27 protein-coding genes and 1 pseudogene are annotated in these 25196 nt (G+C 68.5%); 12 read left to right on the top strand and 16 right to left on the bottom strand.

Translation table 11 applies throughout. The features are described 5' to 3' along the window. Positions 1–37: 37 nt before the first annotated feature. On the top strand, positions 38–988 hold the full coding sequence (locus J2W23_RS27265) for an AEC family transporter (RefSeq protein WP_307650975.1): 951 nt from the start codon (positions 38–40) through the stop codon (positions 986–988). 149 nt (positions 989–1137) lie between these two features. Here the strand turns inward: J2W23_RS27265 and J2W23_RS27260 are convergent, their stop codons facing one another. Then, positions 1138–1512: a hypothetical protein gene (locus J2W23_RS27260; protein WP_307650974.1), complete on the bottom strand. Its 375-nt coding sequence runs from the start codon at positions 1510–1512 to the stop codon at positions 1138–1140. Positions 1513–1536: 24 nt separating this feature from the next. Here J2W23_RS27260 and J2W23_RS27255 point away from each other — a divergent pair, with 24 nt between their 5' ends. Next, complete coding sequence (locus J2W23_RS27255) at positions 1537–2757, top strand: OmpA family protein (RefSeq protein ID WP_176656192.1); 1221 nt, start codon at positions 1537–1539, stop codon at positions 2755–2757. Between the two features lie 9 nt (positions 2758–2766). Here J2W23_RS27255 and pdxH read toward each other — a convergent pair whose 3' ends face one another. Then, positions 2767–3420, bottom strand: a complete 654-nt coding sequence (gene pdxH, locus J2W23_RS27250; protein ID WP_176656193.1) for a pyridoxamine 5'-phosphate oxidase — start codon at positions 3418–3420, stop codon at positions 2767–2769. Between the two features lie 29 nt (positions 3421–3449). On the opposite strand from pdxH, the gene J2W23_RS27245 reads away from it, so the two are divergent. Continuing rightward, entirely contained in the window at positions 3450–4016 is a 567-nt protein-coding gene (locus tag J2W23_RS27245; RefSeq protein ID WP_307650973.1) for a nucleotidyltransferase family protein, read from the top strand. 9 nt (positions 4017–4025) lie between these two features. Here J2W23_RS27245 and J2W23_RS27240 read toward each other — a convergent pair whose 3' ends face one another. Together J2W23_RS27240 and J2W23_RS27235 are read right to left on the bottom strand one after the other, a co-directional pair. Continuing rightward, positions 4026–4565: a superoxide dismutase family protein gene (locus J2W23_RS27240; protein WP_013542668.1), complete on the bottom strand. Its 540-nt coding sequence runs from the start codon at positions 4563–4565 to the stop codon at positions 4026–4028. Further along, positions 4562–5269, bottom strand: coding sequence for a gamma-glutamylcyclotransferase (locus J2W23_RS27235; RefSeq protein WP_176656195.1), 708 nt, complete (start codon positions 5267–5269; stop codon positions 4562–4564). The genes J2W23_RS27240 and J2W23_RS27235 overlap by 4 nt, the downstream gene beginning before the upstream one ends. Positions 5270–5404: 135 nt before the next feature. On the opposite strand from J2W23_RS27235, the gene J2W23_RS27230 reads away from it, so the two are divergent. The 4 genes and pseudogenes from J2W23_RS27230 to J2W23_RS27215 all read left to right on the top strand — a co-directional run bounded on the left by J2W23_RS27230 (position 5405) and on the right by J2W23_RS27215 (position 9368). Then, a complete protein-coding gene (locus J2W23_RS27230; protein ID WP_307650972.1) occupies positions 5405–5968 on the top strand; it encodes an OmpA family protein in 564 nt (187 codons plus the stop codon). Positions 5969–6171: 203 nt separating this feature from the next. Continuing rightward, positions 6172–8007: a phosphogluconate dehydratase gene (edd, locus tag J2W23_RS27225; protein ID WP_307650971.1), complete on the top strand. Its 1836-nt coding sequence runs from the start codon at positions 6172–6174 to the stop codon at positions 8005–8007. Next, positions 8004–8639 carry a bifunctional 4-hydroxy-2-oxoglutarate aldolase/2-dehydro-3-deoxy-phosphogluconate aldolase gene (gene eda / locus J2W23_RS27220; protein ID WP_373423999.1) on the top strand — a complete coding sequence of 212 codons (636 nt, stop codon included), beginning with the start codon at positions 8004–8006 and terminating at the stop codon, positions 8637–8639. Before edd ends, eda begins: the two co-directional genes overlap by 4 nt. Position 8640: 1 nt before the next feature. Continuing rightward, a pseudogene (locus J2W23_RS27215) lies at positions 8641–9368 on the top strand (haloacid dehalogenase type II). A 20-nt stretch (positions 9369–9388) separates the two neighbouring features. Here the strand turns inward: J2W23_RS27215 and J2W23_RS27210 are convergent. From J2W23_RS27210 to J2W23_RS27180, 7 genes are all read right to left on the bottom strand, one after another. Further along, complete coding sequence (locus J2W23_RS27210; RefSeq protein WP_307650969.1) at positions 9389–9955, bottom strand: DUF1697 domain-containing protein; 567 nt, start codon at positions 9953–9955, stop codon at positions 9389–9391. 17 nt (positions 9956–9972) lie between these two features. Next, positions 9973–10386 (bottom strand): lactoylglutathione lyase, encoded by a 414-nt coding sequence (gloA, locus tag J2W23_RS27205; RefSeq protein WP_176656201.1) that lies wholly within the window; start codon positions 10384–10386, stop codon positions 9973–9975. 70 nt (positions 10387–10456) lie between these two features. Beyond that, positions 10457–11137: a glutathione S-transferase family protein gene (locus tag J2W23_RS27200; protein WP_307650968.1), complete on the bottom strand. Its 681-nt coding sequence runs from the start codon at positions 11135–11137 to the stop codon at positions 10457–10459. 100 nt (positions 11138–11237) lie between these two features. Then, positions 11238–11921, bottom strand: a complete 684-nt coding sequence (locus tag J2W23_RS27195) for an ABC transporter ATP-binding protein (protein ID WP_307650967.1) — start codon at positions 11919–11921, stop codon at positions 11238–11240. Positions 11922–11994: 73 nt separating this feature from the next. Continuing rightward, positions 11995–13668, bottom strand: a complete 1674-nt coding sequence (locus tag J2W23_RS27190) for an ABC transporter permease (protein WP_307650966.1) — start codon at positions 13666–13668, stop codon at positions 11995–11997. A 43-nt stretch (positions 13669–13711) separates the two neighbouring features. Next, positions 13712–14776 (bottom strand): Fe(3+) ABC transporter substrate-binding protein, encoded by a 1065-nt coding sequence (locus J2W23_RS27185; RefSeq protein ID WP_176656205.1) that lies wholly within the window; start codon positions 14774–14776, stop codon positions 13712–13714. Positions 14777–14927: 151 nt separating this feature from the next. Continuing rightward, positions 14928–15476, bottom strand: coding sequence for a PaaI family thioesterase (locus J2W23_RS27180; protein ID WP_206174599.1), 549 nt, complete (start codon positions 15474–15476; stop codon positions 14928–14930). A 75-nt stretch (positions 15477–15551) separates the two neighbouring features. Between J2W23_RS27180 and J2W23_RS27175 the strand changes: the two genes are divergently transcribed. The 4 genes from J2W23_RS27175 to J2W23_RS27160 all read left to right on the top strand — a co-directional run bounded on the left by J2W23_RS27175 (position 15552) and on the right by J2W23_RS27160 (position 19603). After that, positions 15552–16007 (top strand): MarR family winged helix-turn-helix transcriptional regulator, encoded by a 456-nt coding sequence (locus J2W23_RS27175; protein ID WP_176656207.1) that lies wholly within the window; start codon positions 15552–15554, stop codon positions 16005–16007. 98 nt (positions 16008–16105) lie between these two features. Next, positions 16106–17419, top strand: a complete 1314-nt coding sequence (locus tag J2W23_RS27170; protein ID WP_307650965.1) for an MFS transporter — start codon at positions 16106–16108, stop codon at positions 17417–17419. A 19-nt stretch (positions 17420–17438) separates the two neighbouring features. Further along, a complete protein-coding gene (locus tag J2W23_RS27165) occupies positions 17439–18857 on the top strand; it encodes an MATE family efflux transporter (RefSeq protein ID WP_176656209.1) in 1419 nt (472 codons plus the stop codon). A 29-nt stretch (positions 18858–18886) separates the two neighbouring features. After that, complete coding sequence (locus J2W23_RS27160) at positions 18887–19603, top strand: SDR family oxidoreductase (RefSeq protein ID WP_307650964.1); 717 nt, start codon at positions 18887–18889, stop codon at positions 19601–19603. 57 nt (positions 19604–19660) lie between these two features. Here the strand turns inward: J2W23_RS27160 and J2W23_RS27155 are convergent, their stop codons facing one another. The 5 genes from J2W23_RS27155 to J2W23_RS27135 form a co-directional block, all read right to left on the bottom strand. Beyond that, positions 19661–19981, bottom strand: coding sequence for a hypothetical protein (locus J2W23_RS27155; protein WP_176656211.1), 321 nt, complete (start codon positions 19979–19981; stop codon positions 19661–19663). Positions 19982–20210: 229 nt separating this feature from the next. Next, positions 20211–20951, bottom strand: coding sequence for an aldolase (locus J2W23_RS27150; protein WP_307650963.1), 741 nt, complete (start codon positions 20949–20951; stop codon positions 20211–20213). A 37-nt stretch (positions 20952–20988) separates the two neighbouring features. Next, entirely contained in the window at positions 20989–21630 is a 642-nt protein-coding gene (locus tag J2W23_RS27145) for a 2-dehydro-3-deoxy-6-phosphogalactonate aldolase (protein WP_307650962.1), read from the bottom strand. Then, on the bottom strand, positions 21627–22541 hold the full coding sequence (locus J2W23_RS27140) for a 2-dehydro-3-deoxygalactonokinase (protein ID WP_307650961.1): 915 nt from the start codon (positions 22539–22541) through the stop codon (positions 21627–21629). Before J2W23_RS27140 ends, J2W23_RS27145 begins: the two co-directional genes overlap by 4 nt. Continuing rightward, positions 22542–24278 (bottom strand): IlvD/Edd family dehydratase, encoded by a 1737-nt coding sequence (locus tag J2W23_RS27135; RefSeq protein ID WP_307650960.1) that lies wholly within the window; start codon positions 24276–24278, stop codon positions 22542–22544. A 150-nt stretch (positions 24279–24428) separates the two neighbouring features. Between J2W23_RS27135 and J2W23_RS27130 the strand changes: the two genes are divergently transcribed. After that, a complete protein-coding gene (locus tag J2W23_RS27130) occupies positions 24429–25172 on the top strand; it encodes a FadR/GntR family transcriptional regulator (protein WP_176656216.1) in 744 nt (247 codons plus the stop codon). Positions 25173–25196: the final 24 nt, after the last annotated feature.

Here is a 25196-nt window from a genome sequence, read left to right as displayed (position 1 = left end):
GAGAGGGAGCGAGGGTGGGGCGGCTATCCTCGACGGGGTGAACTCCTTCGTCATCTCCTCGCTGCTCCCCGTCGTCATCCTCATCGCGGCGGGCTACCTGGCCGGCAGGCGCCGATGGATCGGCGGCAACGCGGTGAAGGACCTGTCGAACCTCATCTTCCTGCTGCTCGCGCCCGCGCTGCTGTTCCGCGCGATGAGCACGGTGCATGTGCAGGAGCTCAGCCTCAAGCCGGTTGCCGCCTACTTCATCGCCTCGGGTCTGCTTTTCGCAGGCACGCTCGCATTGCGCGGTTTCAACCGCACCGCCGCGGTGATCGCGCTCGCCAACACCTACAGCAACACCGTGATGATCGGCATCGCGCTCGTCGGCCTTGCCTACGGCGAGGCGGGCATGGTGGTGCTGCTGACGCTCATCTCGCTGCATTCGCTGGTGCTCATGACCAGCGCCACGCTCGTGCTCGAACTGGCCGTGGCGCGCGAGCACGCGGTGGTCAGCGGCGAAGAAAAACGCTCGATGGCGCGCACCGTGCTGCGGGCCCTGCGCAACGCCATCATCCATCCGGTGCCGCTGCCGATCATCGCGGGTCTGCTGTTCGCGCAGACCGGCCTCGTGATGCCCGAGGTGATCGACAAGCCCATCCAGCTGCTCGGCCAGGCCTTCGGCCCGGTGGCGCTCGTCATGGTGGGCATCACGCTCGCGCTCACGCCCATCGGTCGGCACTGGCGCGGCGCGCTGGTGCAGGCGCTGGTGAAGAACCTGCTGCATCCGCTGCTGGTGGCCGTCATCGGCTGGCTGCTCGGCGTGCGCGGCATTCCGCTCACCGTGATGGTGGTGGCGGCGGCGCTGCCCATCGGCGCCAACGTGTTCCTGTTCTCGCAGCGCTACCGCACGGCCGAGGACCTCGTCACGGCCAGCGTGGCCGTGTCCACGGTGCTGGCGCTGGGCACCCTCACGCTCGTGATGATCTGGGTGCAGTGGCTTCCCTGAGAAGCTGAGTCCTTCGGTTCTCCCTTCGCAGCCGGCTCGCGGTCTTTCGCTTTATCGGCCGTCCGCCGGCCCCTATGCCGTTTGGCAGGGGTGGCCGTTTGGTGGAATGGCGCAGGGCGCCTGCAGCCCTACATTTGCCGGCTGATGATTTACCCGGCGTGCTCTTCGCCCCTTGTTGCTATGGCGGTGGTCGCGACGGTGATCGCGCTGTACGGCCCACCCGCGCAGGCGGCGGCCGACGGCAAGCCGTGCAGGACGCCGTGCCTGTCGGTCAACGTGCCGCGCGAGGCGCCGGAAAAAAAAGAAAAGCCAGTGGAGGCCGAGTCCAGGTCCGCACCGGCGCCCGCTCCCGCGGTGCGCCCGGCAGCCAGACCCAGGCCCCAGGCCACAGCATCGGCCGCGCCTGCAACGCAGCCGCATGAAATGCCGAGAGAGCCCGTTGCAAGAAGACCCGCGCCTTCCAAGCGCTGCACCGACATCAACATGCGCGCCGCCGTCGGCGAGCCGTTGTCGGACGAGGACATGAAGACATTGAGGAGCCAGTGCTGATGACGACGATGAACGCCACCACTCGACAGTTCGGCCAGAGGGTCCGCACCACGCTGCGCGCGCTGACGCTGTGCGCCGCTGCGCTCGCCGCCGCCTGCGCGAACCGCCCCGTGCCCGGCAACGCGATGCCCTTCGACCAGGCCGTCGACCAGGCGGTGGACGACCTGATCGTGCAGACGCAGAAGCTCCCGGCCTTTCTCGCGAAGGTGGAGTCGCTCACGCAGCGCCGCATCGTGATCGACCCGCTGCTCGAAGGCGCGAGCGGCCAGCAGACCGAGGTGACGCGCGTGGCCGAGCAGCGCATCGTGCAGCGCATGCAGGCGCAGTTCAAGCAGTTCACCGTGTCCCCGTTCAACACCACCGAGATCGGCAATGCGCAGTACGTGCTCAACGGCACGCTGATGCGCGACAAGGACGCCACCGGCGGGCGCTACCGCCTGAACCTCGCGCTGACGGAAATCAAGAGCGGCGTGGTGATCGCGCAGTCGGTCGCGCGCATCAGCGACGCGACGCTCGACACCCGGCCCACCGCGTTCTTTCGCGACAGCCCGGTGAACGGCAAGGACCGCGGCGTGGAGGGCTACATCCGCACCGCCGAAACCCAGCCGGGGCAGGCGGCCGATGCGCTGTACCTCGAACGCCTGCCGACCTCGACCGTGCTGCAGGAAGCCACCGCGGCCTACGAAGCCGGCCGCATGAGCGAGGCGCTGGGCCGCTACGAGGCGGCGGCCAAGCGGCCCGACGGACAGCAACTGCGCATCTACAGCGGCATGTACCTCACGCAGTCGCAACTCGGGCGCACGGCAGATGCGGAAAAGACCTTCGGCACCATCGCGCGCCTGGGCCTGGAAACCAACAACCTGAGCGTCAAGTTCCTGTTCAAGCCGGGCTCGACCGATTTCCTCGGCGATCCGAAGATCAGCGCCGCTTACCCGATGTGGCTGCGGCAGATCGCGCGCCAGGCGGCGCAGATCGATTCGTGCGTGGTGGTAACGGGGCATACGAGCCGCACGGGCTCGGAGTCGGTCAACGAGCGGCTGTCGCTGCAACGCGCGGTGAGCGTCAAGTCGCGGCTGGTGACCGAGGCGCCGCCGCTTGCGAAGAAGCTGCGCGAGTCGGGCATGGGCTTTCGGGAGAACATCGTCGGCACCGGGGCCGACGATGCGAGCGACGCGCTGGACCGTCGCGTCGAATTCAAAGTAGTCAGCTGCGAGGCCTGACAGGAACGTTCAGGGCGCGAGCCGCTCGCGCACCCAGTCCGTGCCTTCGAGCCGGTAGCGCAGCCGGTCGTGCAGCCGGCTCTTGCGGCCCTGCCAGAACTCCCAGCGGTCCGGCACCAGGCGGTAGCCGCCCCAGTGCGGCGGACGCGGCGGCGAGAGCAGGTGCTTGGCGGCGGCCACGGCCGCGTTCTTCACCAGCACGTCGCGACCGCTGATCACTTCGCTCTGCGGGCTGGCCCAGGCGCCGATGCGCGAATCGAGCGGTCGGCTCGCGAAGTAGGCGTCGCTCTCGTCGGCGCCGGCCTTCTCGACACGGCCTTCGATGCGCACCACGCGCTCGAGCTCGACCCAGTGGAACTGCAGCGACGCATACGGATTGCCCGAGAGCTCGCGGCCCTTGCGGCTCTCGTAGTTGGTGTACCAGACGAGGCCGCGCGCGTCGTAGCCCTTGATCAGCACGATGCGGCTCGAGGGCCGCAGGTCGCTGCCCACGGTGCACAGCGTCATCGCATTGGGCTCGGGCACCTGCGCGTCGATGGCCTCGGTGAGCCAGCGTTCGAATTGCTTCAGCGGATCGTCCGCGCTGTGGGCTTCGCCGAGCTCGGCGCGTTCGTAGCTCTTGCGCAGCGCGGCGAGCGCTTCGTTGGAGAGAGGGGAAGTCATGCCGGGATTGTTGCGCACATACTCGGCCCATGACGACAAAGGCGAATTCTCCCGTGGTGATCGTGCTGGCCTCCGGCCGGGGCGAGCGCTTCATTGCAGCCGGCGGCACGGGCTCGAAACTGAAGGCCCTGCTCGCGGGCAAGCCGGTGCTGGAACGCACGCTCGATGCTGTGCGCGCGAGCGGCCTGCCGTGGCACCTGGAAGACGTGGGCCATCCGGGCATGGGCGATTCGATTGCCGCCGCGGTGCGCGCAACGCCCGATGCCATCGGCTGGCTGATCCTGCCGGGCGATCTGCCGCTGGTGCGGCCCGAGACGCTGCGGGCCGTGGCCGGCGCGCTCAACGGCCGGGTGAATGCGGTGCAGCCGCAGTTCATGGGAGAGCGCGGCCACCCGGTCGCCTTTGCCGCCGGATGCCGCGCGCAGCTCGCAGCGCTGGAAGGGAACCTGGGCGCATCGCCGGTTCTCCGGTCGATGCGCGCGATCGACTCGGTTGCCGACCTGGTGGTGGACGATGCCGGCATCGTGACCGACATCGACACCCCCGAGGCCCTGGCACGCGCCGAGGCGCTGTGGCTCGAACGCGCGGGACGCTGATCGGGCGGATCAGCCCTTCGGGATCACGGCGCAGGCGATGCGCGGGCCGGAGTTGCCGGCCGGTTGCGTCGTGAAGTCGTCGCGGTCGCGATGAACCACCAGCGCGCGGCCGACCACGTTGTTGGCGGCGCCGTCGGTCAGCGAGATCGAGTGGTCGTCCACGCTGAAGCGCGCCACGCCGCCGGCGTCGGCCACCAGGCTCGGCAGTTCGCCGGCATGGCTGCCCGGCGCGGCGAACTTGCCGTGCGTGCCGCCAGTCGGGTTGAAGTGGCCGCCCGAGGCGTTGCCGTTGTCGCCGCAGTCGCCCTTTTCATGGATATGGAAGCCGTGCTCGCTTCCCGGCACGAGGCCGCGCACTTCGCCCGAGACGCGCACGCCGTGGTCCAGGGCGGTGAGCTTGACCGTGCCGCGGGTCGGGTTGGGCGTGATCGCAGCGGTCGGCACCAGCTCGACGGCCGTGCTCGGCTTGCCCCCCATGCTGCCGCAGGCGGCGAGCACGGCGGTGGCCAGGAGGGCGGTGCCAGTGGCGAAGAGACGACGATGGTTCATGGTTTTTCCTTGGACGGTCCGGACAAAGGCCCGGATGAAGGTTGGGAAGAGGAATTGTCGGAAGACCCCGGAACATATACCGAAGCCGGGGAGGTATCGCAATCGGCGGCTGCCTCGGATGCCTGTTTGGCCTCGGCCAGTGCCACCAGCCGCGCCAGCGCCGCATCGTGGATCGAATGCCGCTGCAGTTCGAGCAGCGTCTGCTGCGCATAGTCGAGCGAGCTGCCGTAGCGGCCGACCGCGTGGGCGAAGATGTGGCGGTAGCGCTCGTCGCTCAGGTCGCCAGTGAAGTTGGGACTGCGCCGCGACAGCGTGAAGGCCAGCGCGTTGACATGCCCCTCGGCGGTGCCGCAGCGCAGCCACTTGGGGTCGTACACGCCGGTGGGCATCTCGCGCAGCCAGAGGCGGCGCAGCGTTTCGAGCCCGTCGGCCTTGGGCACCCGGAACACCATGCCGCGGCAACTGCCGCCCGAGAGCAGGCCGAACACGAGGCCCGGCGTCTGGACGCTGCCGCGGTTCACGCGGCTCCACATCTTCAGCGCCCGGTGCCAGCCGTGCACCCAGGCCGGGCGCCGCTCGATGAAGCCGAACTCCGGCCGCCAGATCAGCGAGCCGTAGCCGAACAGCCAGAGGTCGTCGTGCCCGCCCCAGTCGGCAATCGCGCGCTCGAGCATGGGCTGCGGATCGCGCAGGGGCCTGGGCATGGGGTCCAGGCCGGGCGGGCCCGGATTCGGCGCGGGGTCCGACACGGGCCTGTCAGGAGCGCCGCCTACAATTTCGGAGTCATGGTTCACCGCACCATTATTTACCGACCCCTCAATTACGGAGCACGCGCACCCATGAGCGACGACGACGGCCAGCAGAATTTCATCCTCGGCTTTCTCATGGCGCTGATCGCGCTGGTGATCTTCTTTGTCGTGGGCATCGTGATCTGGCACAAGGGTCACAGCGCCTCCGGTGCCGCGGTCGCGGCACAGGGCACGCCCCCGGCCGTGGTGATCTCGTCGCCCGCACCCGGCGAAGCGCCCAGGCTGGCCGAAGTGACCGAGACGGTCACGGTCACGATCCCCGATGGCGCGAGCATCCGCGTGGTCAACGGCGTGGTGAACTTCTACTTCGCCACCGGCAGCGCCGACCTCGCACCGGGCGCCGCCGAGGCGCTGGCCGCGGTCATCAAGGGCGTGGAGAGCGGCCGCAAGGTGGTGGTCTCGGGCTTCCACGACACCACCGGCGACGCAGCCCTCAACGAATCGCTCGCGAAGAAGCGTGCCGAGATGGTGCGCGACGTGCTCGTCGGCCTGGGCGTTCCGGCCTCCAAGATCGACCTGCAGAAGCCCGAGGTGACGGCGGGGTCGGGCAACAACGCCGAGGCGCGTCGCGTCGAGGCCAGGCTGGTGGATTGAACACACCCGCGACACCCGCAATAAAGCCCGGCATTGCCGGGCTTTTTCATTGGTGCGCCGCTTGAGGTCGCCATGGGCCAAGCCTGAGTAAATTCGTATCGTTTGGCGCCCGGATTTCATCGGCCATTTGCGCCTGCCTTGGTACGATGGGTCTTCAGGCCTCCAGTCGCTCCGGCGACACGCAGCAAGAGCCAACTACCCCCATGAGCAGCACACACCCCACCGTCCGCGACGTCACCGATCGCATCCGCGAGCGCAGCCATGGCACGCGCAGCGCCTACCTCGCACAGCTCGCCGAAATCCGCAACCGCGACCGAGGCTCCGACCGCATGGGCTGCGCCAACGTGGCCCACGCCGTGGCCGGCATTCCGGCCAACGACAAGTTCAGGGTGGTGACCGAGCGCGCGCCCAACCTGGGCATCGTCACCGCCTACAACGACATGCTCTCGGCCCACGCGCCGTACCAGGGCTATCCGGACATCATCAAGCAGGAGGCACGGCGCCTCGGCGCCACCGCGCAGGTCGCCGGCGGCGTGCCGGCCATGTGCGACGGCGTCACGCAGGGCACGCCCGGCATGGAACTGAGCCTCTTCAGCCGCGATGTCATCGCCATGAGCACCGCCATTGCGCTCACGCACGACATGTTCGATGGCGCGCTGATGCTCGGCGTGTGCGACAAGATCGTGCCGGGCCTCCTGATCGGCGCGCTGCACTTCGGCCATCTCCCCACCGTGTTCGTGCCTGCCGGCCCGATGCCCTCAGGCCTCTCGAACAACGCCAAGTCGAAGGTGCGGGAGCAAGCGGCGCAGGGCCTCGTGGGCCGGCAGGGCCTGCTCGATGCGGAAATGGCGGCCTATCACACGGTGGGCACCTGCACCTTCTACGGCACCGCCAACAGCAACCAGATGCTGCTCGAAGCCATGGGCCTGCATGTGCCCGGCACGGCCTTCATCCAGCCCGGCGACGCGATGCGCGAAACGCTCACGCGCGAGGCGGTGCGCACGGTGCTGGGCCGCGCGAGCGATGCGGCGTTCCACTGCCCGCCCATCGGCGAGATGGTCGACGAGCGCTGCATCGTGAATGCGATGGCCGCACTGCTGGCCACCGGGGGGTCGACGAATCACCTGATCCACTGGGTGGCCGTGGCCCGCGCGGCAGGCATCGTGATCGACTGGGACGATTTCTCGAAGCTCTCCGACGTCATTCCGCTGCTGACCCGCGTATACCCCAACGGCAGCGCCGACGTGAACGAGTTCCAGGCCGCGGGCGGCCCCGGCTTCGTGATCGGCGAACTGGTCGATGCGGGCCTGATGCATGCCGACGTGCTCACCGTGCGCGCTGGCGGCATCCGCGAATTCGCCAACATCCCGACGTTGGCCGATGGCGGCGAACAGCGCCTGAGTTGGGCACCCGCCGCTCCGTCGAAGAACGATGCGGTCGCGCGCACCGTGGCAGAGCCGTTCAGCGCCACGGGCGGCCTGAAGCTGCTGAGCGGCAACCTGGGCCGCAGCGTCATCAAGGTCTCCTCCGTGCCTGACGACCGCCATGTGATCGAAGCGCCCGCGCGCGTGTTCGATTCGCAAGCTGCGTTGCAAAAAGCCTTCACCGCCGGCGAACTGGAACGCGACGTGGTCTGCGTGGTGCGCTGGCAGGGCCCGCAGGCCAACGGCATGCCCGAGCTGCACAAGCTCACGCCGCCGCTGTCGGTGCTGCAGGGCAAGGGCTTTCGCGTCGCGCTGGTCACCGATGGCCGCATGAGCGGTGCGTCGGGCAAGATCCCGGCGGCCATCCACGTGTCGCCCGAAGCGGCGGCAGGCGGACCGCTGGCCAAGGTGCGCGACGGCGACGTGATCCGGCTGGACGCGGTAGCGGGTACGCTCGCCGTGTTGCTGCCCGAAGACGAATGGGCCGCGCGCGAGATCGCGACACTGCCCGAAGCGCAGCGCATTGCCGACGGACACGGCCTCGGCCGCGAGTTGTTCGCCGGCATGCGCCGCAATGCACTCACCGCAGAAGAAGGAGCCTGCTCATGGCTATGAACGACAAACTCACCGCCCTCGATGTGATGCGCGACGCACCGGTCATTCCGGTCATCGTGCTCAACGACGTGAAAGACGCCATTCCCCTGGCGCGCGCGCTGGTGGCCGGCGGCATCCGCATGCTCGAGGTCACGCTGCGCACGCCGCAGGCGCTGCAGTGCATCGAGGCCATCGCCAAGGAAGTGCCCGAAGCCGTGGCCGGCGCCGGCACCATCCGCAGCGCGGCCGATGCGCAGGCTTCGGCGCTGGCTGGCGCCAAGTTCGGCGTGAGCCCGGGCTACACGCGCGCGGTCGGCAAGGCCTGCCACGACCTCGGGCTGCCGCTCTTGCCTGGTGTGGCGACCGGCAGCGAAATCATGACGGCGCAGGAAGACGGCTACACCGAGCTCAAGTTCTTCCCCGCGCTGCAAGCGGGTGGCCTGCCGATGCTCAAGGCCTGGCAGGGCCCGTTCGGCGATGTCACTTTCTGCCCCACCGGCGGCATCCATGCGGGCAACGCGGCCGAGTTTCTCGCGCTGTCGAACGTGGCCTGCGTGGGCGGCTCGTGGATCGTGCCCACGGACGCGATCCGCGACGGCGACTGGACGCGCATCGAACAGCTGGCACGCGCAGCGAGCCAGCTGCCCCGCTGACATGGACGCCGCGTTCGACGCGAGCGACCTGAAGGTCATCGCATTCGACGTGTTCGGCACGGTGGTCGACTGGCACAGCGGCATTGCCGCCGAGGTCGAGCGCGTGCTGCCGGGCGTGGAGGGCGCGACCTTCGCACTTGCATGGCGTGCCGGCTACCAGCCGGCAATGAAGGCGGTGATGGAGCGCATCGCGGCGGGCGAGGGCGGCTTCACGCTGCTCGACGAGCTGCACCTGAGCATGCTCGAGCAGGTGCTGCGCGATTTCGACCTGGCCGATCGCCTCGACACCGCCGCCAAGCGCGACCTGAGCCGTGCGTGGCACCGGCTGCCGGCGTGGCCCGATTCGGTGCCCGGGCTCACGCGGCTCAAGAAGAAGTTCACCATCTGCACGCTCTCGAACGGCACATCGGTTTGCTGACCGAGATGGCCAAGCGTGCGGGCCTGCCCTGGGACTGCGTGCTGTCGGCCGAGGTGTTCAAGGCCTACAAGCCCGATCCGCGCACCTACCTCGGCGTGGCCGGCGTGTTCGATGCAACGCCGGGGCAGGTGATGCTGGCGGCTGCGCACCATGACGACCTTGCGGCCGCACGCGTGTGCGGCCTCAAGACCGCCTACATCGAGCGCCCCCACGAGTTCGGCCGCGCCAAGCCGAAGGATGTTTCGCCGCAGCCGGACAACAGCCTGCATGCGCGCGACATCGACCAGCTGGCCGATCTGCTGGGCTGCTGATTCGGGCCTGTGAACAGGCCCTAGTCCATGAGGAGCTTCTCGACCGTGCGCAGGTTGCGCGCTGTCGTGCTCGATTTGTAGCGCGTCTTCGCCAGCAGCTTGGCCACCGGCGTATCGGTGCTTTCGCCGCGCGAGCATTGCCAATACAGCACGCCTTTGCCTTGCTTCAGCCGCTCGAGCTTCGGGTCGATGGTGCCGGCCTTTTCCATCACCTCGTCGAGCATCGCGGGGTTGGAGCCGAACACGAGGTACGGATGCCGCTCTTCGTCGATGCGTTCGAAGGGATACGCTGCGGCCATGTCGGCCACCTGCTTCTGCGTGAGCAGCACGATCCATGCGTCGTAGCCGAAGCGATCGCGCAGCGCCTGCTCGATGCGCGTGCGCAAGGCGTCGGCATCGCGCTCGTCGGTGTCGAACAGCACGTTGCCGCTCGCGAGCACCGTGCGCACCGCGCCGAAGCCGAGTTCGACGAAGAGCGCTTTCAGTTCGGCGCTCTTGACGGTGATGCCGTTGACGTTCACGCCGCGCAGCAACGCGACGTGGCGCGCTGTCGTCGCCTTCTTCTGTTCCTTCTTCGGGCTGGCCATGGCGTTGCCCGCGTGCTTCAGCGCAGGCCGGCGCCTTCGGCGTGCTCGGCACGTTGGATCAGTTCGATCTTGTAGCCGTCAGGGTCCGTCACGAAGGCGATCACCGTGGTGCCGCCCTTGACCGGACCGGCTTCGCGCGTCACGTTGCCGCCCGCCGCCTTGATCTTTTCGCAGGCCGCGTATGCATCGGGCACGCCGAGCGCGATGTGGCCGTAGGCGGTACCCAGGTCGTAGCTCTCGGTGCCCCAGTTGTAGGTGAGCTCGATCTCGGCCTGCTCGGGGTTGCCCTTGTCGAAGCCGAGGAAGGCGAGGCTGTACTTGTACTCGGGGTTTTCCGACGTGCGCAGCAGGTTCATGCCGAGCACCTTGGTGTAGAAGTCGATGGAGCGCTGGAGGTTGCCAACGCGCAGCATGGTGTGGAGGAATCGCATCTCGTGGTGCCGTGTAGTTATGAGGGAAAAGGGGAGGGGAGCCGCTATTGTCGGCTTCCCGCCGCAGCGATCAAGCCGCCGCTGTCAGCAGGTGGGCCTCGTGGCGCTTGAGGAATTCCATCAGGTGCTGCGGGTACTCGGGCACCACCGCGTTGCGCACGCTCGGCCGGGCAGCCAGCGCCTTGCGCCAGGCATCGACCTTGGGCAGCGCGGCGAAGATGCGCGAATCGATGAGCGTGTCGAACACCTCGAAGTAACGGAACACCGGCGCGAACACCGCATCGACCAGGCTGAAGTCCTTGCCCGCGAAGTAAGGGCCGGCGCCGAGCGCCGCTTCGACGCGCTCGAACTTCGCGACCAGCGCGAGGCGCTTCTGCTCGAACACGGCCGCGTCCTGCGTGGTTTCGTAACCCCAGAGGTCGGCGAGGATGGCCGAACCGAACTCCATCCACGCACGGTGCTCGGCGCGGGTGAGCGGGTCTTCGGGGTGCAGGCGCGCGCCGGGCTGCGTTTCTTCGAGGTACTCGCAGATCACGTTGCTCTCGAACAGCACGGCCTCGGTGCCGTCGGGGCGCTGCACTTTCAGCAGCGGAACCTTGCCGAGTGGCGAGATGTCGAGAAACCACTGGGGCTTGTTCGCGAGGTCGATCACGACGCGCTCGAAGGGCACGCCTTTTTCGCCGAGCGCGATGGCGGCGCGCTGGACGTAGGGGCACAGCAGATGGCTGACGAGGGTGAGGGGTTGGGACATGGGGCTCTCCGTCTTCGGTTGGGTACTTGGATCGCCGCGATTCTTGCGATCCCGAACAACCTTTTCCCGGAAAGCCCATTCGCCGTTTGGGCGCCTTGTGCTAGGCCGCGGTATCGAGCCAGTGCGTGATGCGTCCGTTGTGCATCACGCCGATGCGGTCGGCCATCGCATGCGCTTCGGCCTCGTTGTGCGTGACCAGGATGGCGGTCTGGCCGGCTTGCTTGAGGATGCCGCGCACCTCGGCAGTCAGGCGTTCGCGCGTGCCGCCGTCGAGATTGGAAAACGGTTCGTCGAGCAGCAGCAGGGCCGGAGAAGGCGCGAGCGCGCGAGCCAGGGCGATGCGTTGCTGTTGCCCGCCCGAGAGCTCGTGCGGGTAGCGCTCGCCGGCCTCGGCCAGACCCACCAGCGCCAGCATCTCGGCCACGCGCGCTTGCTGCGCCGCGCGGTCGAGGCGACGCAGCCCGAAGGCGACGTTCTTCGCGGCCGAGAGGTGCGGGAACAGCGCGTACTCCTGGAACATCATCCCCACGCGCCGCTGTTCGGGCGGCAGGTGCGAGCGAGCGGAAGACAGCACCACTTCGTCGAGGCGGATCGTGCCCGCGCGCAGCGGCTCGAAGCCCGCGATGGCGCGCAGCACCGTCGTCTTGCCGCAGCCCGAGGGGCCGAACAGGCAGGCGATGTCGCCGGCAGCGAGCGACAGCGAAAAGTCGTCGACGACGGTGTGCAGCCCGCGCGGCGTGTCGTACGCGAGCTGGATCGATTCGAGATGCAGTGGAGAACTCATTGGTACACCCTTGGCGCCGTGCGCCTTCCCGCCAGGCGGGAGCGAGCTTGCTGGGGGCGGCACGGCGCGGCGCTCATGCGTGTTCTGGAACGGGCGCGACTGGTGCCGTGCCCAGCTGATTGCGTGCCAGCAGCACCACCGGCAAAAGGCCGGCCAGCACGATGGCGAGCGCCGCGATCGCGCCTTCTTCGTAAGTGCCGCGCGCGGCCTCGGCGTACAGCCAGGTGGCCAGGGTATCGAAGTTGGCGGGGCGCAGCAGCAGCGTGGCGGGCAACTCCTTCATCGCATCGACGAAGACCAGCAGCGCCCCCGCGGCAATGGCGGGCTGCAGCAGCGGCAGGTGCACGCGGCGCAGCGTGCCCGCGGTGGTTTCGCCGAGCAGGCGCGAGGCCTGCTCGATGGCAGGCGGAATGCGCGCGAGGCCGGCTTCGATGCCGCCGACCGGCATCGCGAGGAAGCGGATCGCGCAGGCCACGATCAGCACGATGCCCGCGCTCATCAGCGGCAGGCCCTGCCAGCCGAAGGCGGTGGCGAGCGCGGCGTCGAAGGCCAGCGCCGGCGTGAGCAGGCCGATGGCGAGCACCGTGCCCGGCACCGCGTAGCCCAGCGTGGCGGCGCGCGCCTGCCAGCGTGCGCGGTTGGGGCTTGTGCCCTGGCTGCGCGCGGCCCAGGCGACGATCAATCCCGCGGCCACCGCAACCACGGTGACGCCCGCGGCCAGCGCGATCGTGTTGCCGAGGCTCGCGATGAGTCCGTGCGAAACGCCGCCGCCCTGAAGCAGGCGCTTGGCGCTTTCCCAGACGAGATACAGCGCAGGCGCCACGAAACCGATCAGCACCGGCAGCGCAGTGACCGCCGTCGCGGCCCAGCCCGCGCCGCCATGCAGGCGCCGCGGTTGCACTGCGCGCATGCGCTGCGACGAGCCGAAGCGCTGGTGTCGGCGGCCATTGCGTTCGAGCCAGACCAGCGCCACCACCACGAACAGCATCGCGCATGCAATCTGCGCCGCACCGGCCAGGTCGGAGCGCGTGATCCACGTCGTGTAGACCGCGACCGTGAGCGTGTTCACGCCGAGGAATTCCGATGCACCGATGTCGTTGAGCGTTTCGAGCAGCGCGAGGCTCAGCCCGACCGCCAGCGCAGGGCGCGCGAGAGGCAGCGCCACGCGAAAGAACGCGCCGCGCCGGCTCTCGCCCAGCGTGCGCGCGGCTTCCAGCAGGTGCGCCGGCTGCGTCATGAACATCGCGCGCGCCGTCATGTAGACATACGGATAGAGCACAAAGCCGAGCACGAAGATCGCGCCAGGCATCGAGCGCAGGTCGGGCAGCCGGAACTGGCGCGGGCTGTCGAAGCCCAGCATCCAGCGGATCGCGCCCTGCACCGGGCCGATGGGATGCAGCAGGTCGAGGTAAGCGAAGGCGACGATGTAGGTCGGCATCGCGAGCGGCAGCAGCAGCGCCCAATGCAGCATGCCGCGCCCCGGAAAGTCATGCGCCGTGACGAGCCACGCGCAGCCCGTGCCGATCAGCAGCACCAGCGTGCCGACACCGGCCAGCAGCAGTGCCGTGTTGAGCGCCGCCTGCGGCAGCACATGCGCGAACAGCGGCCCCCAGTGCCCGACCCCGGTACCAAAGGCGAGCCACAGGAGCGTGAGCACCGGCGCGAGCACGCCGATGGCGATGGCGAGCGAGGCAAGGCGCCAGACCGGTCCTGCGGCTTGCAGGGCCGGCGGCTGGCGCCGTGTCATTTGCATTTTTCAGGCACCGGCAAGGCGGGCCTGCCCGCGTCCATCACTGGTCGAAGCCGACCTTGTCGACAAGCGCGCTGGCTTGCTTGCGGTACTTGGCAATTTCGGTGAGCGGGAGCGGATCGACCTTCAGCTCGCCGATGGTCTGGCCGATGATCGGATCGAGCGCCACGCCCTTGCGCACCGGGTACTCGTAGTTGGCCTGCGCGTAGAGCGCCTGTGCCGGCTCGGACACCAGGAACTCGAGCAGCTTGACCGCGTTGGCACGCTGCGGTGCGTTCTTCGCCACCGAGGCGCCGCTGATGTTGACGTGCGTGCCACCGCTCTTGGCATTGGCGAAGGTCGGGCGCACCACCTTGATCGCATCGCCCCACTTGCGCGCGTCGGTGCCTTCCTTGGCGCTCTTCATCTGGCCGACGTAGTACGAGTTGGCAATGCCGATGTCACAGATGCCACCGAGAATGTCGCGCGCCACGTCGCGGTCGCCGCCCGTGGCTTTGCGCGCGAGGTTGGCCTTTACGCCGCGCAGCCACTGCTCGGCCTTGGCTTCGCCGTCGTGCGCGATCAGTGCTGCGACGAGGGCCGTGTTGTACGGGTGCTGGCCCGCGCGGATGCAGACCTTGCCCTTGTACTTCGGGTTGGCCAGGTCTTCGTAGCGGAAGCTGGTGAGCGGCTGGGCCTTGTCGGCATACAGAACGCGGGCACGCATCGAGAGCGCGAACCACTGGCCGTCGGCGCCGCGCAGGTTGGCCGGAATGGCCGATTCGAGCGCGGGCGATTTCACGGGCTGTGTCACGCCGCCGTCGACGAGGTCCATGAGGTTGCCGATGTCCACCGTCATCAGCACGTCGGCCGGCGAGCGTGCGCCCTCGGCCTTGACGCGCTCGAGCAACCCGTCCTTCACGAACACGGTGTTGACCTTGATATTGCTTTGCGCGCTGAAGGCGGAGATCAGCGGCTGGATCAACGCGGGCTCGCGCGTCGTGTAGAGCGTGAGTTCTTCGGCGGCGTGCGCGGGCAGGGCGGTGATGGCGAGCCAGGCGGTGGTGGCGCCGATCAGTGCGTGCGCAGCGCGCGCAGGGGTTCGGGCGCCGAGGCGTTGGGTCATGACAGATCCTCCAGGTCGATAACTGACGTGTTCTTGGGGTGACAGGCACCGGCGGCCGGCTTGCGGCGGCGCCGATGAGAACAATTATCAACGCGGGGAGGAGGGCGACCCTTTTGGACTTACAAGACGAAGGCCTACTGATGGTAGTTATCTATCTTGCCGCCGGCACCTCGAACACCAGGCAAGTCGTCGTCGCATGCGCATACAGCGTCCCGTCGGCCCCGACAAGCCGTGCCTCGGCGGTCGCAAGCTGCCGCCCGCAATGGATCACCTTGCCTTCGGCGCGCACCCGCTGCACCTTCGGCGTGAGGCCCTTCACGTAGTTCACGCTCAGCTCGGCGGTCGTGTAGGCCCGGCCGGGCGGCATCATCGTGTGGACCGAGCAGCCCAAGGCGGAATCCAGCATCGTGGCGACCCAGCCGCCGTGGATGGTGCCCAGCGGGTTCAGGTGCTGCGCGAGCGGGGTGCCCTGGAAGACGGCGACGCCCTTGCTGACCGAGACGATCGTGAAGTCCAGCGTCTTGGCGATGGCCGCGTAGGGAATCTCGCCGTTGAGCATCGCCTGCATCACTTCGAGCCCGGTCTTGCCGGCGATCTGCTCGGGGCGGGCGAGTCCGGGGCCGGGGCCACCTTCGAGGCGGTCGGTGATCGCGCGTTCCTCGGCGATCCATGCGTCGAGCTGGCTGGTGGGTTGCGTCATGCCTGTACTGCTCCTGGGGGCTTTGAATGGGGTTGTGAATTGTATATGCAACAGTTGCACCTACAATCATTGCCCATGGACATCCAGACCAAACCCCGCGGCTGCACGAGTTTCAAGGTACGACAGCTCATGCGTCGCCTGTCGACGCACTACGACGCCGAGGTGTCCAAGAGCGGTCTCAAGACCACGCAGTACTCCCTGCTGTCGCACCTCAAGCGGCTGGGCTCCTCTCGCCCGGTCGACCTGGCGGGCGAGCTCAAGATGACCGCTTCCACGTTGAGCCGCAACCTGCAGCCGCTGATCGCCGCGGGCTGGATCTCGCAAAGCGCCGGTGCCGATGCGCGCAGCCTCCTCGTGGCGCTCACGCCCGAGGGCGAGGCCAAGTGGCGGGAAGCGCAGCAGCACTGGAAGACCGCGCAGCAGAAGCTCAATGCGCTCCTGGGGGTGGAGCGCGTGCTGGCGCTGCACCTGTTGATCGACGAATCCCTTGAGCTGCTCGGCACCGAGGACGCGGCCGACGGCAGCGACTGACCGGACCACCCGCAACACCACTTTCGCCAGGCGCGAACAGCCGCGCGCGGCATAGCTTTCTCTTCTCCTCCACATCCCATTCCAACAGCAGAGGTCCCATGTTCGCCACCCCAGTTTCCGCATGGCTGCAGCGCCGCGGCATCCACTACGGTTGGATCGTCGCCGCCATCACCTTTCTGACCATGCTGACGATGTCGGCCGCATTGGGCCTGCCGGGCGCGATGCTGCAGCCGCTGGGCAAGGAATTCGGCTGGAGCACCGAGCAGATCTCCTCGGCGCTCGCGCTGCGCTTCGCACTGTTCGGCCTCATGGGCCCGTTCGCCGCGGTGCTGATGGAACGCTATGGCCTGCGCGCGGTGATCTGCACCGGCCTCGCGCTGGTCGGCCTGGGCATGGCGCTGGTCACCATGGCCTCGCAGCTCTGGCAGCTCTTCGTGCTGTGGAGCCTGATGCTGGGCCTGGGCACCGGCATGACCGCGCTGGTGCTCGGCGCGGTGGTGGCCAACCGCTGGTTCGTCGCGCGCCGCGGGCTGGTCATCGGCATGCTCACGGCCAGTTCGGCGACGGGGCAACTGGCCTTCCTGCCGTTCGCGGCCTGGATGATCGAGCACTGGGGCTGGCGCTCGGCCATCGTGCCGATCGTGATCGGCAGCGTGCTGATCGCGGTGCTCGCGCTGTGCCTTGTGCGCAATCGCCCGTCCGATGTCGGCCTGCTTCCCTACGGCGAAAAGCCCGGCACGCAGCCTGCGGCACCGACCGCGCCCGCGGCGACGATGAACTTCGCCACGCCGTTCCGCGTGCTGAAGGAAGTGGCGACCAACCGCACCTTCCTCATCCTGGCCGGCACCTTCTTCATCTGCGGCCTGAGCACCAACGGCCTTGTGCAGACCCACTTCATCTCGCTGTGCGGCGACAACGGCATGGGCGCCGTGCCCGCCGCTTCCGTGCTCGCGATGATGGGCGCCTTCGACTTCGTGGGCACCATCCTCTCGGGCTGGCTCTCGGACCGCTACGACAACCGCAAGCTGCTCTTCTGGTACTACGGCCTTCGCGGCCTGTCGCTGTTCTGGCTCCCGCATTCGGAATTCACGATCTATGGTCTCGGCCTCTTCGCGATGTTCTACGGCCTCGACTGGATCGCCACCGTGCCGCCGACCGTCAAGCTCGCGGGCGCCGCCTTCGGCCCGGCCAAGGTGGGCCTGGTCTTCGGCTGGATCTTCGCCGCCCACCAGCTGGGCGCCGCTACCGCCGCGTACGGCGCAGGCTTTGCGCGCACGCTGCTGCTGACCTACACGCCTGCGCTGTACGCAGCCGGCGCCGCCTGCCTTGTCGCGGCCGTGGTCGTGATGATGATCCGACGTCCGGCCGCCAAGGCCGGTACGCCGGTGACGCCCGCCGCAGCGCGCGCCTGACGACCGGGACGCCACAACCATGACAACCGCCGCCCACACCGAGCTCGACCCGCGCACGCGCCTGCTGCTCGAAGCGCCGATCGTGCCCACGCTGCTGCGCCTGGCAGCACCCAACGTGCTCGTGATGGTGGCGCAGGCCTCCGTCGGGCTCATCGAGACCTACTTCGTCGGCAAGCTCGGTACCGACGCGCTCGCGGGCATGGCGCTCGTGTTCCCGATCGTGATGCTGATGCAGATGACTTCCAGCGGCGCGATGGGCGGCGGCATCGCCTCGTCGATCGCCCGCGCGCTCGGCGCACGCCGTCGCGACACCGCCGATGCGCTGGTGTGGCATGCGGTCGTCATCGCGCTCGGCTTCGGCCTGTGCTTCACGCTCGCGCTGCTGTTCGGCGGGCGATGGCTCTACGGGATCATGGGCGGCACCGGACCCGCGCTGGACGCGGCGCTCACCTACTCGAACTGGGTGTTCGCGGGCGCGGTGCTGGTGTGGCTCTTCAACTCGCTCTCGGCCATCATCCGCGGCACCGGCAACATGTCGGTGCCGGCCAACGTGACGGTGGTGGGCGTGGTGTTCCTCATTCCGGCGTCGCCGCTCCTCATCTTCGGCTGGGGGCCGATTCCGGGCATGGGCATCGCCGGCGGTGCAATGGCGCTGCTGCTGTATTACCTGCTGGGCTCCATTGCGCTCATCGTCTACCTGCGCTCTTCGCGCAGCCTGCTCAAGCCGACGCTGTCGGCGCTGAAGCTGCAGTGGCCGCTGTTCCGCGACATCCTGCGCATCGGGCTGGTGGGCGCGGTGTCGACGGTGGCGACCAACCTGTCGATCGGCATCGCGACCGCACTCACCGGCCACTTCGGCTCGGGCGCGCTGGCCGGCTACGGCACGGCTTCGCGGCTCGAATACCTGCTGGTGCCGCTGGTGTTCGGCCTGGGCGCCCCACTGGTCGCGATGGTCGGCACCTGCATGGGCGCGGGCCAGCGCGAACGCGCGCTGCGCGCCACCTGGGCCGGCGCGGCGCTGGCCTTTGCGCTGACCGAGACCATCGGCCTCGCCGCCGCGCTGTTCCCGCGTCCGTGGCTGCTGCTGTTCGGCAACGATCCGGCAATGCTGGAGACCGGCGCGCACTACCTGCGCGTGGTGGGGCCGTTCTACGGCCTCTTCGGCGTGGGGCTCGTTCTGTACTTCGCCTCGCAGGGTGCAGGCCGCCTGCTGTGGCCGGTGCTCGGCAACATCGCGCGGCTCGCGGTGGCGGGCGCGGGCGGCTGGCTCGCGTTGCGCTGGGGCGGCGGTCTCACCGGCGTGTTTGCTGCGCAGGGCGTGGCGCTGGTGGTGTACGGCATCGTGATCGCCTCGGCGATTGCCGGCGGCGCCTGGTTCGGCCGTGTGGGCTGGCCGCGCACGCCCGCCGGATTGCTGCGCCGGGTGGCGCAGGCCTGAAACAGTTTTCTACCTACCGAAAGACCCCCATGAAAATCAAGGACTCCGTCGTCTTCATCACCGGCGCCAACCGCGGTCTCGGGCTGGCCTTCGCCAAGGCTGCGCTTGCGGCGGGTGCGAGCAAGGTCTACGGCGCCGCGCGCGACCCGAAGAGCATCACGCTGGCCGGCGTGACGCCGGTGCCGCTCGATGTGACGCAGCCCGCGCAGATCGCCGCTGCGGTGGCGGCCTGCGGCGACGTCACGCTGCTCGTCAACAACGCGGGCATCTCGCGCGGATCGAACCTGCTGGGTGCCGGCGCGGTCGATGCGGCGCGGGCCGAGCTCGAGACCAACTTCTTCGGCCCCTGGGCGCTGACGCAGGCCTTCGCGCCCGTGCTCGCGGCCAATGGCGGCGGCGCGGTCGTGAACGTGCTGTCGGCGCTGAGCTGGACCAGCTTCCCAAGCGTGGCGACCTACAGCGCGACCAAGTCGGCCGCATGGTCGCTGAGCAACGGCCTGCGCAATGAACTGGCGGGGCAGGGCACGCAGGTGACGAGCCTGCACGTGGCCTACATGGACACCGACATGGCGGCCCATGTGCCGGGCGCCAAGGCATCGCCCGACGATGTGGCGCGCCAGGCGTTCGCCGGCGTGGAGGCCGGCAAGCCCGAGGTGCTGGCCGACGAGGTTTCGCGCCAGCTCAAGCAGAGCCTGTCGAGCGACACGCCGGCCTATGCGGCGGCGCCGAAACCTGCGGCGGCCTGAGCGGCGCCCCGAAGAAAAAACCCGGGCGCTCGGCCCGGGTTTTTTTGTTCTCGTCGATCAATAGCGGTAGGGGTTGTTGGGCCGGCGGTCGTAGCGGTTGGGCACGCCGTCATGGTCGTTGTCGCGGCGGCCTCCGTAGTGGCGGCGGTCGTCCCAGCGGCGGCCATGGTCGTAGTGACGGCCATCGCGGTAGTAGCCCGGGTGGTAGTGGCGCGGCGGAGGCGGCGGCGCGTAGTAGCGGCGCGGTGGCGGCGGTGCGGGCACCACGTACACCTGGGCCTGGATGAAGCGGCCTCCAGTCTGGGCCTGCGCCGGTGCGCTGAGTGCCGCCAGCGACATCAAGGCGGCTGCGGCGACTGCGAAAGTGAGCTTTTTCATGTCAACTCCCGTGGAGTGGTTGGAAGCCTCATCGTCGCCGCCTTGTGTGAACCTTGTGTAAGGCTGAGGCGAAATCGGATGAAGAGCTGTAAGCCCGTGCGCACCTCCCTGGGGAGCGCGTGCCGGACATGCCTTGATCCTAAGGTCTTGCACACCCGTCGCGCACCGTCACGGGTGTGCCGTTGGTTGTAGGCCGGGAGGCCTTGTGCGTGTGCGTGTCCGCGCGCGTTCAGCCGCGCGAAGGCGGCGGCAGCATGCGGCGCAGTGCCTCGAAGAACAGGTCCGACTGCTCGCGCTCGCCCTGGATCTGCGCCGCCACATGCGCGGCCAGCTTCGCATCGACGGGCACCAGCGGCCGCCCGGTCGACTGCGCGATCACCTGGTGCAGGCACGCCCGTTCGAGGTAGTACAGATCGTCGTAGGCGTGCGCGATGCTGGCGCCCGCCACGATCACGCCGTGGTTCGCGAGGAACGCGATGTCCTTGCCGGCCATCGCGCGGGCGATGCGCTCGCCCTCGGCATCGTCGAGCGCCAGGCCGTTGTAGACCGCGTCGATCGCGATGCGGTTCATGTAGCGCATCGCGTTCTGGCTGGCGGTCGGATCGAGCGCGCGGTCGACTGTCAGCGTGAGCGCGGTGGCGTAGGGCATGTGGCAGTGCAGCACGACCGCGTGGCCGGTGAGCCGGTGCACCGCGCCGTGGATGAAGAGAGCGGTGGGCTCCACCCGGTGGCGGCCGGCGAGCACTTCGCCGTGCACGTCGATCAGCACGATGTCGTCGGGGCCGATCTCGCTCCAGTGCAGGCCGCGCGGGTTGATCAGGTAGCGGTCTTGCGCGCCCGGCAGCATCACGCTGAAGTGGTTGCAGACGCCTTCGGACAACCCGTGGTGGGCGGCGGCGCGCAGGGCCAGCGCGAGGTCTTCGCGCAGTTTGCGGACGGCGGGGCTGGCGTAGTCGGAATCGGCGGACATCGTGTCTCTTTCTTTTTTCCTGGGAGCCGGCGCGAAATCAGGCGTTCGTGGTGCCCGTCCAGGCCGAGATGAATTTCTTCGCATCATCGCGCACGGCCGCAGCCTGCTTGCCCGGCTTGTAGAGCGCGGAGCCGATGCCGAAGCCGGCCGCACCGGCAGCGCGCCACTCCGCCATGTTCAGCGGCGTGATGCCGCCCACGGGCATCACCGGCGTGCCGGCGGGGAGCACGGCGAGCAATGCCTTCACCACCGCGGGCGACGCCAGTTCGGCGGGGAACAGCTTGAGCCCGGTGGCACCGGCTGCCAGCGCACCGAAGGCCTCGGTGGGCGTCATCACGCCGGGCAGGCAGACCATGCCGAGCTTGGCGGCTTCGGTGATGACCGCGGCATTGAAGTTGGGCGAGACGATCAGTTCGCCGCCGGCCGCGTGCACGTCGCGCACCTGCTGCGCATCGAGCACCGTGCCCGCGCCCACCAGCGCTTGCGGAAAACGCTTGCGCATGAGCGCAATGCTGTCCAGCGGCTGCGGCGAATTGAGCGGCACTTCGAGCAGCCGGAAGCCGGGCTCGACGATGGCGTCGCCAACGTCCGCGGCCTCGGCGGGCGTGAGGCCGCGAAGGATGGCCACGAGCGGCAGCTCGCGCATCGCGGCATGGAATTTTTCGAGAGAGGTGGTCATGGCTGGATTCTGTTGCTGTCTGCGGCAAGAAAGCCGGACAGCGCATGCAGTCCGGCCCAGGTGGCTTCGGCGCCGAGCGTGCGCGTGGCGACGCCGGCGGCGCGCAGGGCCAGGGTGTAGCGCTCGGTGAGCACGGGCGAGCCGATCAGCACCACCTCGCCGACCGCATGCAGCGACTGGGTGCGGAGCTCTTCGCCGATCAGGAGGCCCGAGAGGTAGCTGGACAGCTCTTCCTTCGGCATGCGCTCGAACAGCGAGAGCGTGCGCGCACCGAAGGCGTTGTGCAGCAGGCCATGGCCGTTTTCCGACTGGGTCACGCCCTGCAGGAACGCCGCTTCGTCGAGCGGCGCGGCGGCATCGAGCGTGCGCGCGAGGATCGAATGCTGGCTCAGCAGCGCGTAGAACTCGCCCGTCATGCAGGTGCGGAAACTCGCGACGCGGCCCTTCCTCACGGTAGCCCACTTGTTGTGGGTGCCCGGCAGCACGAAGAGGCCGTCGCTCGCGCCGATGAGCGACATGGCGCCGAAGATCTGCACTTCCTCGCCGCGCATCACGTCGGGCACGCCGTCGTGCTCGTCGCTCAGGCCCGGCACGATGGCGATGCGCGCACCTGGGATGGCGTCGATGCGGATGATCTTGCGGCCCACCTCGACGCGGCCGGCCGGGCAGGCGCAGTACGGCGCCTCGACCCAGCCCTGCTTGCTGCCGGCCATGCCCGAGATGAGGCACTGCACGCCTTCGAGGCGCATCCAGTCGCCGAACAGCGCCTCGAAGACGGCGGGGAACCCGCCTTCGGGCACCTTGAGGATGCCGCGCGCATCGCTGCGCTCTTCGAGCACCTTGCCGTCCGCATCCAGCAAAGCGCCGCGGAGGGAACTCGTGCCCCAGTCGATTGCTACCAGTCTTGTCATTCAATGATTGTCGCGCGGCACGAAAGCCCCGCGCCGGCCGCGCAGGAACGCGAGGTCCGCGCCCTGGTCGGCCTGCAATACCGTGTCGACATAGAGCTTCCAGTAGCCCGAGTCGAGCGGCGCCTCGGGCGCGACCCATTTCCCGCGGCGCTTCGCCAGCTCTTCGTCGCTCACATGCAGATGCAGCTTGCGGTTGGGCACATCGAGCTCGACGATGTCGCCGTTCTGCACCAGTGCCAGCGGACCGCCCGCCGCCGCTTCGGGCGCCGTGTGCAGCACCACCGTGCCGTAGGCCGTGCCGCTCATGCGCGCATCGCTGATGCGGACCATGTCGGTGATGCCCTTGCGCAGCACCTTGGGTGGCAGCGGCATGTTGCCGGCCTCGGCCATGCCGGGGTAGCCCTTGGGGCCGCAGTTCTTGAGCACCATGATGCAGTGCTCGTCGATGTCCAGGTCTTCGTCGTCGATGCGCTTGTGCAGGTCGTCGGCGTTCTCGAAGACCACCGCGCGGCCCTTGTGCACCAGCAGCTCGGGCGTGGCCGCGCTCGGCTTGATGATGGCGCCGTTGGGCGCGAGGTTGCCGCGCAGCACGCAGATGCCGGCCTTCTCCTTGAAGGGCTCGGCCAGCGGCCGGATGACCTGCGGGCCGTAGTTCTCGGCGTCCTTCACGTTGTCCCAGAGGCTCTGGCCGGTGACGGTGAGGATGTCCTTGTGCAGGTGCTGCGCGATCTCCTTGATGACCACCGGCAGGCCGCCCGCGTAGCAGAAGTCTTCCATCAGGAACTGGCCCGAGGGCTGCAGGTTCACGAGGCAGGGGAGCTCCGAGGCGAGGCGGTCGAAGTCGTCGAGCGTGAGGTCCACGCCGATGCGGCCCGCGATGGCCAAGAGGTGGATCACGAGGTTGGTCGAGCCGCCCACGGCCGCATTCACCTTGATCGCGTTCTCGATCGCCTCGCGCGTGAGGATCTTCGACATGTTCATGTCCTCGTGCACCATGTCCACGATGCGCCGGCCCGCCTGCCGCGCCAGCACATTGCGCCGACCGTCGACGGCGGGGTAGGCCGCGTTGCCCGGCAGCCCGATGCCCAGCGACTCGACCATGCAGGCCATGGTGCTCGCGGTGCCCATCGTCATGCAGTGGCCGTGGCTCCTGTGCATGCAGCTCTCGGCCTCGAAGAAATCCTGCAGCTTCAGCGTGCCGGCGCGCACCTGCTCGCTCATCTGCCACACGCCGGTGCCCGAGCCCAGTTCCTGCCCGCGCCACTTGCCCGAGAGCATCGGGCCGCCCGAGACGCCGATGGTCGGCAGGTCGACGCTGGCCGCGCCCATCATCAATGCGGGCGTGGTCTTGTCGCAGCCCATGAGCAGCACCACGCCGTCGAGCGGATTGCCGCGGATGCTTTCTTCCACGTCCATGCTCGCGAGGTTGCGATACAGCATGGCGGTCGGGCGCAGGAGCGTCTCGCCGAGCGACATCACCGGAAATTCGAGCGGGAAGCCGCCCGCTTCGTACACACCGATCTTCACTTGCTCGGCAAGCGTGCGGAAGTGCGAATTGCAGGGCGTGAGTTCGCTGAAGGTGTTGCAGATGCCGATGACCGGTCGGCCGTCGAACTGGTCGTGCGGCACGCCCTTGCCTTTCATCCAGCTGCGGTAGATGAAGCCGTCGCGGTCATGGCGGCCGAACCATTGCTGGCTGCGCAGTTCGCTGGATTTTTTCTTGGGGGGAGTGCTCATCGGTGGTGTCTCTCGATTGCCGGTTTCGGTGCAGAACCTCGAGGGTTTGCCCTGCCGGATGGCGTTTCAATCATCATATGATAGGCCTGATGAACGAGCCGGAGCCTTGATGTTTTCGGTCGTTGGGATAGCAAATTTCACATCGCACGCATGATCAAGAACATCCACGGCCGCACGCTCGAACTGCTCGGCGAAGCCATCGCGGCCGGCCGCTATGCGGTCGGGTCCTCGATACCGCCCGAGCCGGTTTTGGGAGAAGAACTCGGCGTGAGCCGCACCGTGGTGCGCGAGGCCATGAAGTCGCTCGCGGCCAAAGGCCTCGTCGCGACAGGCCCCAAGGTCGGCACGCGCGTGCTGCCGCAGGACCACTGGAACTGGTTCGATCCCGATGTCATCACCTGGCAGTCGCGCGCCGGCCTCACGCCGGGGTTCCTGCGCGACCTGCAGGACCTGCGGCGCGTGGTGGAGCCCGCGGCCGTGCGGCTTGCCGCCGAACGGGCCGATGCGAAGGACATCGAGGAAATAGAAAGCGCCTTTGCCGGCATGAAGGAAGCCGTGGAGCACGGCGGCGACTACGTCACCTTCGACCTGCGCTTTCACAACGGGCTCCTGGGCGCCGCACGCAACCGCATGCTGGCGCAGATGAGCAAGGCGCTCAACGCGCTGCTGCGCACCAGCTTCGAGATTTCGGCGGCCAAGCCCCACGGCCCCGCGCACTCGCTGCCGCTGCACCGCGCGGTGCTCGATGCGGTGATCGCGCGCAACCCCGACGACGCCGAGCGCGCGGTCATCCGCCTCATCGAAGGCGCGCGGCAGGACATCGAGGACGTGCTCGCCTCGCGCCGCCGCCTACCGAAGCTCAGCCGGCCGCCCCTGAAGCTCAAGGCCGGCTGAAAGGCCGGCTGAAGGGCCGGCGCG

The organism is Variovorax boronicumulans (assembly GCF_030812215.1).
Taxonomy (GTDB): Bacteria; Pseudomonadota; Gammaproteobacteria; order Burkholderiales; family Burkholderiaceae_C; genus Variovorax; species Variovorax boronicumulans_C.
The sequence above is the reverse complement of the archived record's forward strand: the minus strand, read 5'-3'. Positions and strand labels throughout refer to the sequence as shown.